The following is a 12,577-nucleotide window of genomic DNA, read 5'->3' on the forward strand; positions in this document are numbered from 1 at the left end:
AACCGGTTATGGTAATGACGCGATGGGAGCATCGTATTGTTTACGCCATTGTAAACAACCGATCGCGTGGGGAAAAGAGACAGAGTAGGATTGGTTTAGAAATGCGGGTCGATATCGTCGTCATTCAGCGCGTATTGGATTTGATCAAAGTTAAAACCGCGCGATTGTAAAAAACGCATGCGTTTCGCTTTCACCTTGTGTTCAACAGGAGGAAGACGGCCATCTAGGTCAGCATACTTACGTATCGCTGTTTCTTTGGCGACTAGGTACCAATCCACTTCAGCGTCTTGCTCTGCGCGGGCGAGTAGCTCAATATCAACGCCTTTACGTTTCGCATCTTGGCAGATACGCAACCAGCCATGATGTTTGTTTATTCCCTGACGCAACAGGCTGGTAGCAAAGCGCGCGTCATCTAACCAGCCTCGTTCTAAGCAGTCATTAATAGTGAGGGTAATTGCGTCGTCATCAAATCCGCGTTGAGACAATTTTTGTGTTAGCTCGTGGACAGAGTGATCGCGGCGAGCCAACAGGCCCACCGCTATTTCTTGGCACGATGCCGCCATTACAGCTTCTCGTCCTCAGTATCTGCCTCAACGTTGGCGTCTACAGCTTCGTTGTTCAGGCCTGGCTGCAGCAACATCTCTCGCAAGGTGGTGTCAATTTCTTCAGCAATATGGGGGTTTTCTTTCAGGTATTTACATGCATTGGCTTTACCTTGGCCAATTTTGTCACCTTTATAGCTGTACCAGGCACCGGCTTTTTCCACCAGCTTATGTTTCACACCCAGATCCACCAGCTCGCCCTGCAAGTTAATACCCTGACCATAAAGAATTTGGAACTCTGCTTGTTTAAACGGTGCGGCGACTTTGTTTTTTACCACTTTGACGCGGGTTTCGTTACCCACCACTTCATCGCCTTCTTTAATCGCACCAATGCGGCGAATATCTAAACGGACCGATGCATAGAACTTCAATGCATTACCGCCTGTGGTCGTTTCTGGGTTACCAAACATCACACCAATCTTCATCCGAATTTGGTTGATAAAGACCATCATGGTATTGCTGTTTTTGATGTTGGCGGTCAGCTTACGCATCGCTTGTGACAGCATACGTGCTTGCAGACCCATGTGGGAGTCGCCCATTTCGCCTTCAATCTCAGCTTTTGGCGTCAAGGCTGCGACCGAGTCGATAACAATCATATCAACGGCCCCGGAACGCGTCAGCGCATCAGCAATTTCCAAAGCTTGTTCGCCAGTATCGGGCTGAGACACCAACAGGTTATCAATATCGACACCCAGCTTGCGCGCATAGATTGGGTCGAGTGCGTGTTCCGCGTCAATGAACGCACAAGTCTTGCCCTTTTTTTGTGCTTCAGCGATGGCTTCTAGGGTCAATGTCGTTTTACCTGATGACTCAGGTCCATAGATTTCGATGATACGACCAAATGGTAGGCCACCTGCACCTAGCGCAATATCCAGAGACAAAGAGCCGGTCGATACGGTTTCGATGTCCATGGTACGGTCATCACCCAGACGCATGATTGAGCCTTTGCCAAATTGCTTTTCGATTTGCCCGAGTGCGGCTGCGAGCGCCTTTTCTTTGTTATCGTCCATTTCGGTCTCCAGGAAATAAAACGCTATCTCTATGAGATAAAAGCTATCATTAATGGGCTAAGTATACTGTCCATTTATACAGTGTCTAGCCCTGTTTAGAAAAAATCTATCGGATGCGACACGCCTCCGATTATGGCGACAATCGCTGTAGCGCAAATGAGAGTGCATGTTCAATGGTTTGTTCACGCACGGCGCGCCGATCACCATCAAAATGACATACTTCACTATCCGTTTCACCATTGTGCCACGCCCAAGCAAACCAAACAGTACCGATCGGTTTATCATCGCTACCACCACTCGGTCCTGCAACACCACTGACCGCAATCGCTAATCCTGCGTTAGCCTCGGCCAATGCACCTTCCGCCATCGCGCTGACCACAGGCTCGCTCACTGCGCCATACTGGGCCAGTAAATCCGTGGGGACATGAACTAATGCTTGCTTTGCGGTGTTGCTATAGGCAACCCATGCCTGCTGAAACCACTGCGAGCTGCCTGGCACATCGGTCAGGCAATAGGCAATACCGCCGCCGGTGCATGACTCCGCGGTAGTCACGGTTAATTCTGTATCCAATAGGGCATCACCCAAACGCTTTGCCAATGAGAATAAAGGGTCCACTGCGCACTCCTTTTTATTGGGTTGAGAAACCTGCACCACAACTTTACCCCTTGCGGTCCGATCACGTATTCTAACGCCCTTAACGTTCCATTTTGCAGGTCTAGTCGTGACAGTACAAGCGCTCGAAAAGCACACTCCCATGATGCAACAGTATCTCAAACTTAAAGCGCAGCATCCTGAAGAGCTGCTCTTTTATCGTATGGGAGATTTTTACGAACTCTTTTACGACGATGCCAAACGCGCCTCTCAATTATTAGATATTTCGTTGACCAAACGCGGCAGTTCAGGCGGTGAACCGATCCCCATGGCAGGCGTGCCCTATCATGCCGTGGAAGGCTATTTAGCCAAGTTGGTGCAATTGGGTGAACCCGTTGCCATTTGCGAGCAAATTGGTGATCCTGCCACCAGTAAAGGCCCGGTTGAGCGCCAGGTGGTACGCATCGTGACACCGGGTACCGTCTCTGATGAGGCATTGCTGAGTGAACGCGTCGACAACCTAGTGGCCGCATTGACGTGCGATAACGACCAGTTTGGCTTTGCAACTTTAGATATCACCTCTGGGCGATTCGTTCTGACTGAGCCGACAACCTATGAGCAGATGCAGGCGGAATTGCAGCGTACTCAGCCTGTCGAACTCTTGTATCCAGAGGACTTCCCCTACCCCGACCTCTTATCGGTGAGCCGTGGTGCAAGACGCCGTCCAATATGGGAGTTTGATTTAGACACGGCACGCAGCCAATTGACCGGCCAGTTTGGTACGCGCGATTTAGTTGGCTTTGGCGTCGAGGACTGCTCTCTTGGGCTAAGCGCGGCAGGCTGTGTATTACAATACGCTAAAGAAACGCAGCGTACGGCACTGCCTCACATTCGTGCCATTGTTAAAGATCAGCAAGATAGCTCTGTCGTGCTTGATGCTGCAACACGACGTAATTTAGAAATCACCCAAAATCTCGCCGGTGGCACCGATAACACGCTGGCCGAGGTGCTAGACCAAACCACGACACCGATGGGCAGCCGTTTACTCAAACGCTGGTTGCATCAACCCTTGCGCGATCGCCAAGTGCTCAATCAGCGCTTAGATGCCATTGGCACCCTGCTAGACAATAGCTTGTACACGGATCTTAGCGACGCCCTCAAGCCGGTGGGAGACATTGAACGTGTCCTTGCTCGCTTGGCCATGCGTTCAGCGCGCCCGCGTGATATGGCAAGGCTACGTACTGCATTGGCGCAGCTACCTGAGGTGCAAACATTGCTCACCGAGCTTGACCACAGTGCCTTCTCCGATCACCAAAAAGCCACCACTCCGATGCCGGAGTTACACGATCTACTCACGCGGGCCGTCGTCGACAATCCACCGGTAGTGATCCGTGATGGCGGCGTGATTGCGCCAGGGTATAACGCGGAACTGGATGAGTGGCGCGACCTGTCCGAAGGCGCATCACGTTACTTAGAAGAACTAGAAACCCGCGAGCGCGAGCAACATGGCATCGACACGCTGAAAGTGGGTTATAACCAGGTGCATGGTTTCTATATTCAAATCAGCCGCGCGCAAAGTGATCGGGTACCTGCGCACTATATTCGCCGTCAAACGCTTAAAAATGCCGAGCGCTACATCATCCCAGAATTAAAAGAGCATGAAGACAAAGTATTAAGCTCTCGGTCTAATGCGTTGGCGCTCGAAAAACGCTTATGGGACGAATTGTTTGATCAGTTACTGCCACATTTGGCGCGATTACAGCAAGCGTCAGAGGCGTTATCCGCGTTAGATGTATTGTGTAACCTCGCGGAGCGTGCTGATAGCCTCAACTATCATCGCCCAACATTGACCGAACAACCGGGGATCGATATCGAAGCGGGTCGACACCCGGTGGTTGAGCAGGTCATGACGGATCCATTTATCCCCAACCCGATCACATTAAATCCTGAACGCCGCATGCTGATCATTACCGGTCCGAATATGGGGGGTAAATCCACCTATATGCGTCAAACAGCCTTGATCACCTTGCTAAGTCATATCGGTGCCTATGTGCCCGCCGAGCACGCCTCCATTGGACCTGTTGATCGTATCTTTACCCGTATTGGCGCGTCCGATGACCTTGCCTCAGGGCGTTCGACATTTATGGTAGAGATGACAGAAACCGCGAACATTCTTCACAATGCCACGGCCAACAGCTTGGTGTTAATGGATGAAATTGGACGCGGCACCAGTACTTATGATGGCTTGTCCTTAGCATGGGCCAGTGCCGAGTGGCTGGCAGAAAAAATCCATGCCATGACCCTATTTGCCACACATTACTTTGAGCTCACCGAACTGCCAGGACAAATGGAAGGCTTGGTCAACGTTCATCTAGATGCGATGGAGCATGGCGATGAAATCGCCTTTATGCACGCGGTACAAGAGGGAGCAGCCAGTAAATCTTATGGTTTAGCAGTCGCAAGCCTGGCCGGGGTTCCCAAACCCGTCATTCGCCGCGCCAAACATAAGCTGGCCCAACTTGAGCAAAGCGGCCAGCACACGGCAAATACCGAACAGTCGGTCGGTAAAATAATACCGACGCAATTGCCTTTGCTCCCCGAGCCCAGTGAATTAGATCATGCAATTGATGCACTCAATCCAGATGAAATGACCCCGCGTCAGGCCTTAGATGCGCTTTATGCCCTTAAAGCATTGCAGCAATCACGTTAATCACGCCAGGTGAAGCCATTCGCATTGATTATCGCGCATTAATCATCACCAAAGCATCGATGACCGCACAACAAAAAACGGGACAGCCTTTGCTGTCCCGTTTTAATGTTGCTCTATGATTTGGGTAGTGTTGTCTATTGTTCGACATTAAAGAGCGATTCAATACTTAGCCCTTGATGGGTCAGCATGTCGCGTAAACGACGTAGGCCTTCCACTTGAATTTGACGAACCCGCTCACGGGTTAGGCCAATTTCACGCCCAACATCTTCCAGCGTAGAGGCTTCATGTCCCAGAAGACCAAACCGGCGCGACAACACTTCGCGTTGCTTCGGATTCAGCTCCTGTAGCCATTGCACAATCGATTTCTTCATATCATCGTCTTGCGTGGTGTATTCAGGGCCATCCTGCTTTTCGTCAGGGATGATATCCAACAGCGCTTTTTCTGAGTCACCACCAATCGGATTATCCACAGAGCCAATACGTTCATTGAGGCGGAGCATACGATTTACATCTTCAACCGGCTTATCAAGCTGCGCGGCAATATCTTCCGCTGTCGGCTCATGATCTAGCTTTTGCGCTAATTCACGGGCAGTACGCAGATACACATTCAACTCTTTGACGACATGAATAGGCAGACGAATGGTACGCGTCTGGTTCATAATGGCACGCTCAATGGTTTGGCGAATCCACCAGGTTGCATAGGTTGAAAAACGGAAGCCGCGCTCTGGGTCAAACTTTTCTACGGCACGGATCAGGCCAAGGTTCCCTTCTTCAACCAGATCCAATAACGCTAGCCCCCGATTCGAGTAACGACGCGAAATTTTAACCAYCAATCGCAAGTTACTCTCAATCATACGTTTACGCGCAACCTCATCACCCCGTAGCGCTCGACGTGCATAAAGCACCTCTTCTTCGGCAGTAAGAAGTGGTGAGAAGCCGATTTCACTTAGGTAAAGTTGGGTGGCATCAGAGGCTTTGGACGTGGCTGCTTGTTGCTGAACAGCCTCTTCGACTTCTTCGGCCACCTCTGTGGCTTGCGCCTCAACGGTGTCCAATTCCACGTCTTGATTCAAGCCGTCCAGTTTTTTTGCGGTATTTGTTTGGCTCATAGCGCCTCCCTTATGACGTAGCAGCAAAGCAGAATGTGTTTCTGCTTTAACCGGCCCCGTCACATCGGTGGCTGCAGCGTTATCACTTTGGTTTTGCCCCTGTGCTAACGCTTTGGCAGATAATGCAACGGATTGACCGATTTTCCTTTGTAGCGAATTTCAAAATGCAACCGAACACTGTTTGCACCAGAACTGCCCATTGAAGCTATTTTTTGCCCCTTCGTGACAGCTTGGCCTTCTGAAACATAAAACGAATCGTTGTGCGCGTACGCACTCAGATAATCATCATTGTGTTTCACTATTATTAATTTACCGTAACCTCGAAGCGCGCTTCCGGCGTAAACGACTTTTCCATCTGCCGCTGCCTGAATACGTTGTCCTCGTTGCCCAGCAATATCTATGCCCTTATTGCCTCGCTCTGTACTAGAAAATCGGGACACCATTCGGCCTTTTGCTGGCCATTGCCAGGTAATCTGTTGGTTAGATACGCTAGCGGTCCGCTTATTAACAACTTTTTTACTTTTTTCTTTTACTTGACTGTACCCCGCTGAAGGGTCCGATTCAACGTCTTTTGTGCGTTGAGTCGCGGTTTTTGACTTCTTTTTCCCCTCGAATTTGCCAGGATCGGCGCCTTTTCTAGAAGATGCTGCTACCGACGCAGCACTTGCAGTGGCTTTTGTGGCAGCGGCCACAGAAGCGCCATTGGCGACGACCTCGGCAGCAGAAGAAGATGAGGAAGATTGGTCCCTAGTGGGCGATTTAGCCACATCGGGACGCTGATAAGCGGGCTTCCACAATGCCAGTGTCTGCCCGGGATAAATGGTGTAAGGAGGCTGTAAATTATTATGCTCGATGATATCGTCAATATCGCGATCCGTGATGTAAGCGATGTAGTAAAGCGTGTCGCCTTTTTTCACTTCATAATAGCTACCGCGGTAGCTGCCTCTATCCACACTGGTGTAATCGGGCGTCACACTGGATACCGGTGCCGGTCCTCGCCAGGAACAACCAGATAAAAAAACTAATAGTGACAGAAAAAGCGCGATTTTCATCTATTTTAAAACACAGCTCCATCGCTCAGGCAGTTTATGCCAGTTCACCCGCAACAAGGGGAACAAATTTAACCGATTCAACCATCTCGGTGTCGAATCTCGTTCCGTCACGCGTGACTTTCATCAGCGTTTGCTCAGCATCACCAATGGGAATCAACATCACACCGCCATCATTAAGTTGTTCACACAAAGCCTCCGGAATGTTGGCGGCTGCCGCGGTGACCATAATAGCATCATACGGTCCTTTACTCGGCCAACCTTGCCAACCATCTCCATGCTTGGTGGAAACGTTATAAATATCCAGCTGTTTAAGGCGCCGTTTGGCCAGCATTTGTAATTGTTTAATCCGTTCGACAGAATAAACATGATCGACCAAGTTCGCGAGGATGGCGGTTTGATAACCGGACCCAGTGCCAATTTCCAAAATGCGACTATCTCGTTGCAAATTGAGTAGCGATGTCATCTTAGCCACAATATAAGGTTGTGAAATGGTTTGTCCCCAACCAATCGGTAACGCATTGTTTCCGTAGGCCTGGTGGGTCATGGCTTCAGAGACAAATAAATGTCTGGGCACGGCTTGCATGGCATCTAAAACGTCAGTGTTTGTCACACCTTGTTGTTGCAAAAATTGAATAAGTGATTGCGCTTGACTCAACGTCTGCTTCCTTTATCACTGAGTTTGAATCGATAAATAAGGCTGCCGCCTCATTGCGGCTAGCCCAGTATGGCACGCGAGGGGACTACTCAGTCAGCCATTGCGAAAACACACCTAGCGTATCATGAGCGGTTAAATCCACTTGCAGTGGTGTGATAGAGACAAACTGCTCAGAAATCGCGTGGAAGTCGGTTCCTGGTCCTGCGTCTTGTGTTTTACCCGGCGCGCCAATCCAGTATATCGGTTTACCTCGCGGATCGCCTTGTTTTATCACATCTTCTGCGTGGTGGCGGGCGCCAAGACGGGTCACTTTCCAACCTGCAAGACGGTCAAGAGGCACATCCGGCACATTAATATTGATCAAACGATGGTTCGGCGCCTCATGACGCTGGTTTTTCGCTAAAAACTGTTTCACCACATGTGCCGCAGTGTCAAAGTGTTGATGACCACAAAGTGAGACTGCGATTGCTGGCGCGCCGAGGAAAAAGCCTTCTGTTGCCGCAGCGACCGTCCCCGAGTACAGTACGTCATCACCCAAATTCGCCCCATGATTGATCCCTGTAATCACAAAATCGGGCTCCCACGGCAACAGCTCCCGCAGGGCTAAATGGACCGAATCCGTCGGGGTGCCTTGAACCGCATAACGTTGGGGGCCCAGTTCACGTACCCGTAATGGATTTTCCAACGTTAACGAGTTGGAGGCCCCTGAGCAGTTACGATCCGGCGCGGCGACTACGACATCAGCAATACTCGATAACACCTCGGTCAATGTTTGGATCCCTTGCGCATGGTAGCCGTCATCGTTACTAATCAATATGCGCATCACGCTCTCCTTGTTCATTTGCAATCACAACTTCTCTCATCACTGCTGTCGCAAATGCCCCCGCAGGTAAAAAGAAACTGACGGTCAAGGTATCAGTATCGTGCGACCACGTCATGGCCTGAGGCAGTAAACGTATTAGGCGGCGGTCATGACGCATGCGATTATCGCGAATCACCGCCAATAAATCTGGCTCTTGTTCTACCACATTTAACTCAAACTGCTCGGCGTCAGCGGTGGTCGGTAAAGCATTATCACCCGTCATCGGTGCAGTAATGGTTGGCTTTTGAAGACCGGCCTCGACCGTATACGTTTGTTTTTGCTCGTCCATACATAAATCACCAGCCAGTGTCTGGTCAAACAAGCCAGCCTTTAATCGCGCAGAAACCACTTGATTAAACAACAACGCACGCGCAGCTGAGAGATAAAAACTACGTTTACTCTTATCCCGAACTTTACGCTCTCCACGCCCCCAAGCACGAGCTATCGCCACATTGTTGCCCTCGCGACCAAATCGCTGAGCGCCAAAATAATTAGGGACGCCCTCTTTAGCAATGGCTTCAAGACGAGGGAGCAATGCTTGCGGATCGGTAAGCTGACGAATACAGAGCGTAAACTGATTACCAATCAAATCACCCGGACGTAGTTTATGTTGATGCCGTGCGGTGCCCTCGATACTGACAACACCCGGATGGGTCTCGACAAACGCCGCTAAATCCGGATCATCTTTTCCTGGCAGGTGAACGCTGAACCATTGCTCTGTTACCGCATGGCGATCTTTTAAACCGGCCCAGCTGACTTGGCGCGAGGTAACACCACAGGCTTTTGCCAGCTCGTTAGCCACGTATTGCGTGTTTTCACCCCGCTTTTTAATTCGGACTAAAAAGTGCTCGCCTTGACCAGATGGCGTAAAACCGAGGGATTCTGAGACAATAAAATCGTCTGGAGAGGCTTTTAAGGTCCCGGACTGTGTCGGCTGACCATGTAAGTACGCTAAAGGTGCCAGTAAGTCTGTCATAGAGCCTCTTTATTCAATAAGACAACGGCTTCGCACGCGATGCCTTCTTTACGGCCAGTAAAACCAAGACGCTCTGACGTCGTCGCTTTGACGTTGACCGCGCCCATTTCCACGCACAAGTCTTTTGCGATCGCCGCGCGCATCGCTTGAATATGCGGGCCCATTTTAGGTGCTTGGGCAATAATGGTGATATCCGCATTCCCGAGCTGATAGCCTTTCGCTCGTACTTTGGTGTAAACGTCTCGCAGTAACATCCGGCTATCGGCCCCAGCCCATTCTTCACAGGTATCTGGATAATGCTGGCCAATATCGCCGGCGGCAATCGCGCCCAGTAAAGCATCACATAACGCATGGAGGGCAACATCACCGTCTGAATGCGCGATCAGTCCTTGCTCATAAGGCACTGCCACCCCACCGATAATAACCGGGCCATCGCCCCCAAATTTATGCACGTCAAAGCCGTGTCCAATTCGCATCATGCTTGGCCTTCTTGTTGTGAAAGGTAAAACGCTGCAAGCCACTGATCCTCTGGATGGGTGACCTTAATATTGCTAGCACTCGCAGGCACCAAAATCGGATGTCCGCCGATCGCTTCAATCGCGGAAGCTTCATCGGTGACCTGATCACCGGCTATTTCCAGTGCGCGTTTTAGTGTTTGAGTTAAAAACATTTGTGGCGTCAGGGCATGCCAAAGCGCTTCGCGCTCAACCGTATGTGCCACTTGTCCATCGTCATTCGCGCGCTTCATCGTGTCTCTCACTGGCGCCGCCAATAAGGCTCCGTCTTGATGAGATTGCGCGTGCGCGATCAGCGCATCAATGTCTGCATGCGTCACACACGGTCGTGCCGCATCATGCACCATGACCCACTGAGTTGTCACCGCTGCTAATCCAGCTTGTACAGAGGTTGCGCGAGTTAGCCCCCCGGTCACAACCTGCACATCGGCATGCTCACCAAGGCCAGTTTGCGCAAAGTAACCGTCGTTAGCGCTAATCGCAATCACCACCGAACTAATCGCAGGGTGTGCCAGCAAGCGCTCAACGGTATGTTGAAGCAGCGTTTTGCCTGCTAAAGTAAGGTATTGTTTAGGACAGTGAGCCTGCATTCGCCGTCCTACCCCGGCGGCAGGGACCACGGCACTGATACCCGACCGCAAAGCGCCAGGCTGCAAAGAGGTTTGTTCGACCACAAGTTATCTTCTTTGTTAGTACCGCCTACAGGCGGTAATCGGTTATTGTCTTGTATCGACCAATCGGAAAAATGTTTCGTCGGGTTTGATCATGCCAAGCTCGTTACGTGCGCGCTCTTCAATCGCTTCTTGACCGCGTTTTAAATCCGCAATCTCCGCGTACATTTGTTGATTACGCGTCACGAGTTTTTGATTGGCCTGTTGCTGCACGGCGACATTGGCTTCAATTTGCCAGTAATCTGTCACGCCATTTTTGCCTAACCATAAATCGTATTGTAGCCAAACAAGCGTGAGAAACAGCGCAACCGATAGCAGCCTCATACCTGTACTCCTTCCTATATCGGCTCGACGTATTTGCACAATAGAATTCTAGTCGCATAGGCTAGCGGATCAGGTCGCTGGTGTCATGGTTTTCCTAAACGAAAAAAAGCCGCGCCGTTAAACGGCGCGGCTTTTCTAATAAAAGTGTCTAAGTGCCGATTATTGGCCTTTCACTTCTTTTAGACCGTTAAACGGTGCTTTTTCACCCAGCGCATCTTCGATGCGGATAAGCTGGTTGTACTTAGCAACGCGATCTGAACGGCTCATCGAACCGGTTTTGATTTGGCCTGCTGCAGTACCCACCGCTAAGTCAGCGATGGTTGCGTCTTCAGTTTCGCCTGAACGGTGAGAGATAACCGCCGTGTAACCGGCGTCTTTCGCCATCTTGATTGCAGCCAGCGTCTCAGTCAACGAACCGATCTGGTTGAATTTGATCAAGATAGAGTTCGCCACACCTTTGTCGATGCCTTCTTTCAGGATCTTAGTGTTAGTTACGAACAGGTCATCACCGACCAGCTGAAGCTTGTCACCCAGCAGTTCGGTTTGGTGCTTAAAGCCGTCCCAATCAGACTCGTCGAGGCCGTCTTCGATAGACACGATTGGGTACTCTTCAGCCAGCTTAGCAAGATAGTGGTTAAACTCTTCTGAAGAGAAGGTTTTACCTTCACCTTTCATGTTGTAGATGCCTTGCTCTTTGTCATAGAACTCAGACGCTGCACAGTCCATTGCTAAAGTAATGTCTTTACCCAGCTCGTAGCCTGCTTGCTCAACCGCTTCTTTAATCGCAGCGAGTGCTGCTGCGTTTGACTCTAGGTTAGGCGCAAAACCACCTTCGTCACCAACAGCAGTGCTTAGGCCTTTGGCTTTCAGTACTTTGGCAAGGTTGTGGAATACTTCTGCACCGATACGCAGCGCTTCTTTTAGCGTCTTAGCACCGACTGGCTGGATCATGAACTCTTGGATATCAACGTTGTTATCCGCGTGCTCACCACCATTCAGGATATTCATCATTGGCAGAGGCATAGAGAACTGACCCGCAGTACCGTTTAGCTCAGCGATATGCTCGAACAAAGGCATGCCTTTTGCCGCTGCCGCCGCTTTGGCGTTCGCCAAGGAAACCGCGAGGATAGCGTTAGCACCGAACTGAGATTTGTTCTCGGTACCGTCGAGATCGATCATCACTTGGTCGATATCTGCTTGCGCTTTAGCGTCTTTACCCAGCAATGCTTCTGCGATTGGGCCATTCACAGCTTCAATCGCTTTCAGTACGCCTTTACCCATGAAACGTGACTTATCACCGTCACGCAGTTCTAGTGCTTCGCGAGAACCCGTAGATGCACCAGAAGGAGCTGCTGCCATACCAACGAAACCACCTTCTAGGTGAACTTCCGCTTCAACGGTAGGGTTACCGCGTGAATCAATAATTTCACGACCTAGAACTTTAACGATCTTAGACATTGTGATTCCTCTCGTCTGTCATTGTTTTTAAAAATAAAGAG

13 protein-coding genes are annotated in these 12,577 nt (G+C 50.4%); 1 reads left to right on the forward strand and 12 read right to left on the reverse strand.

All coding sequences use genetic code 11. From position 1 onward, the window contains the following. Positions 1-95 precede the first annotated feature (95 nt). The 3 genes from BZG80_RS03760 to BZG80_RS03770 all read right to left on the reverse strand — a co-directional run bounded on the left by BZG80_RS03760 (position 96) and on the right by BZG80_RS03770 (position 2,228). On the reverse strand, positions 96-563 hold the full coding sequence (locus tag BZG80_RS03760) for a regulatory protein RecX (protein WP_021022080.1): 468 nt from the start codon (positions 561-563) through the stop codon (positions 96-98). After that, the gene (gene recA / locus BZG80_RS03765) at positions 563-1,612 is read right to left on the reverse strand and encodes a recombinase RecA (RefSeq protein WP_021022081.1); all 1,050 of its coding nucleotides are present in this window, start codon (positions 1,610-1,612) and stop codon (positions 563-565) included. The genes BZG80_RS03760 and recA overlap by 1 nt, the downstream gene beginning before the upstream one ends. A 130-nt stretch (positions 1,613-1,742) precedes the next feature. Continuing rightward, a complete protein-coding gene (locus BZG80_RS03770) occupies positions 1,743-2,228 on the reverse strand; it encodes a CinA family protein (protein WP_198532917.1) in 486 nt (161 codons plus the stop codon). A 139-nt stretch (positions 2,229-2,367) separates the two neighbouring features. On the opposite strand from BZG80_RS03770, the gene mutS reads away from it, so the two are divergent. Next, complete coding sequence (gene mutS, locus BZG80_RS03775) at positions 2,368-4,914, forward strand: DNA mismatch repair protein MutS (protein WP_198532918.1); 2,547 nt, start codon at positions 2,368-2,370, stop codon at positions 4,912-4,914. A 134-nt stretch (positions 4,915-5,048) separates the two neighbouring features. Here mutS and rpoS read toward each other — a convergent pair whose 3' ends face one another. The 9 genes from rpoS to eno form a co-directional block, all read right to left on the reverse strand. Then, complete coding sequence (gene rpoS / locus BZG80_RS03780) at positions 5,049-6,023, reverse strand: RNA polymerase sigma factor RpoS (RefSeq protein ID WP_077678771.1); 975 nt, start codon at positions 6,021-6,023, stop codon at positions 5,049-5,051. Positions 6,024-6,127: 104 nt separating this feature from the next. Next, entirely contained in the window at positions 6,128-7,075 is a 948-nt protein-coding gene (locus tag BZG80_RS03785; protein WP_077660062.1) for a peptidoglycan DD-metalloendopeptidase family protein, read from the reverse strand. 34 nt (positions 7,076-7,109) lie between these two features. Beyond that, a complete protein-coding gene (locus BZG80_RS03790; protein ID WP_077459779.1) occupies positions 7,110-7,730 on the reverse strand; it encodes a protein-L-isoaspartate(D-aspartate) O-methyltransferase in 621 nt (206 codons plus the stop codon). 85 nt (positions 7,731-7,815) lie between these two features. After that, a complete protein-coding gene (gene surE / locus BZG80_RS03795; RefSeq protein WP_077459780.1) occupies positions 7,816-8,553 on the reverse strand; it encodes a 5'/3'-nucleotidase SurE in 738 nt (245 codons plus the stop codon). Beyond that, on the reverse strand, positions 8,537-9,568 hold the full coding sequence (gene truD / locus BZG80_RS03800; protein ID WP_077646657.1) for a tRNA pseudouridine(13) synthase TruD: 1,032 nt from the start codon (positions 9,566-9,568) through the stop codon (positions 8,537-8,539). The genes surE and truD overlap by 17 nt, the downstream gene beginning before the upstream one ends. Further along, positions 9,565-10,044, reverse strand: a complete 480-nt coding sequence (gene ispF / locus BZG80_RS03805; protein WP_077646658.1) for a 2-C-methyl-D-erythritol 2,4-cyclodiphosphate synthase — start codon at positions 10,042-10,044, stop codon at positions 9,565-9,567. Before ispF ends, truD begins: the two co-directional genes overlap by 4 nt. Next, positions 10,044-10,757 (reverse strand): 2-C-methyl-D-erythritol 4-phosphate cytidylyltransferase, encoded by a 714-nt coding sequence (ispD, locus tag BZG80_RS03810; RefSeq protein ID WP_274533585.1) that lies wholly within the window; start codon positions 10,755-10,757, stop codon positions 10,044-10,046. Before ispD ends, ispF begins: the two co-directional genes overlap by 1 nt. Before the next feature lie 42 nt (positions 10,758-10,799). Then, complete coding sequence (gene ftsB / locus BZG80_RS03815) at positions 10,800-11,078, reverse strand: cell division protein FtsB (protein WP_021022088.1); 279 nt, start codon at positions 11,076-11,078, stop codon at positions 10,800-10,802. Between the two features lie 159 nt (positions 11,079-11,237). Then, complete coding sequence (gene eno / locus BZG80_RS03820) at positions 11,238-12,536, reverse strand: phosphopyruvate hydratase (protein ID WP_077459783.1); 1,299 nt, start codon at positions 12,534-12,536, stop codon at positions 11,238-11,240. Between the last annotated feature and the right edge of the window lie 41 nt (positions 12,537-12,577).

Origin of the sequence: Salinivibrio sp. MA440 (assembly GCF_001996265.1) — a bacterium.
Lineage (GTDB): Bacteria > Pseudomonadota > Gammaproteobacteria > Enterobacterales > Vibrionaceae > Salinivibrio > Salinivibrio costicola.

What these genes read in the sequence shown, in the direction of transcription:
- BZG80_RS03760 (WP_021022080.1), bottom strand. Translation starts at nt 563, where the DNA reads ATGGCGGCATCGTGCCAAGAAATAGCGGTGGGCCTGTTGGCTCGCCGC.
- recA (WP_021022081.1), bottom strand. Translation starts at nt 1,612, where the DNA reads ATGGACGATAACAAAGAAAAGGCGCTCGCAGCCGCACTCGGGCAAATC.
- mutS (WP_198532918.1), top strand. Translation starts at nt 2,368, where the DNA reads ATGATGCAACAGTATCTCAAACTTAAAGCGCAGCATCCTGAAGAGCTG.
- BZG80_RS03785 (WP_077660062.1), bottom strand. Translation starts at nt 7,075, where the DNA reads ATGAAAATCGCGCTTTTTCTGTCACTATTAGTTTTTTTATCTGGTTGT.
- surE (WP_077459780.1), bottom strand. Translation starts at nt 8,553, where the DNA reads ATGCGCATATTGATTAGTAACGATGACGGCTACCATGCGCAAGGGATC.
- truD (WP_077646657.1), bottom strand. Translation starts at nt 9,568, where the DNA reads ATGACAGACTTACTGGCACCTTTAGCGTACTTACATGGTCAGCCGACA.
- ispF (WP_077646658.1), bottom strand. Translation starts at nt 10,044, where the DNA reads ATGCGAATTGGACACGGCTTTGACGTGCATAAATTTGGGGGCGATGGC.
- ftsB (WP_021022088.1), bottom strand. Translation starts at nt 11,078, where the DNA reads ATGAGGCTGCTATCGGTTGCGCTGTTTCTCACGCTTGTTTGGCTACAA.
- eno (WP_077459783.1), bottom strand. Translation starts at nt 12,536, where the DNA reads ATGTCTAAGATCGTTAAAGTTCTAGGTCGTGAAATTATTGATTCACGC.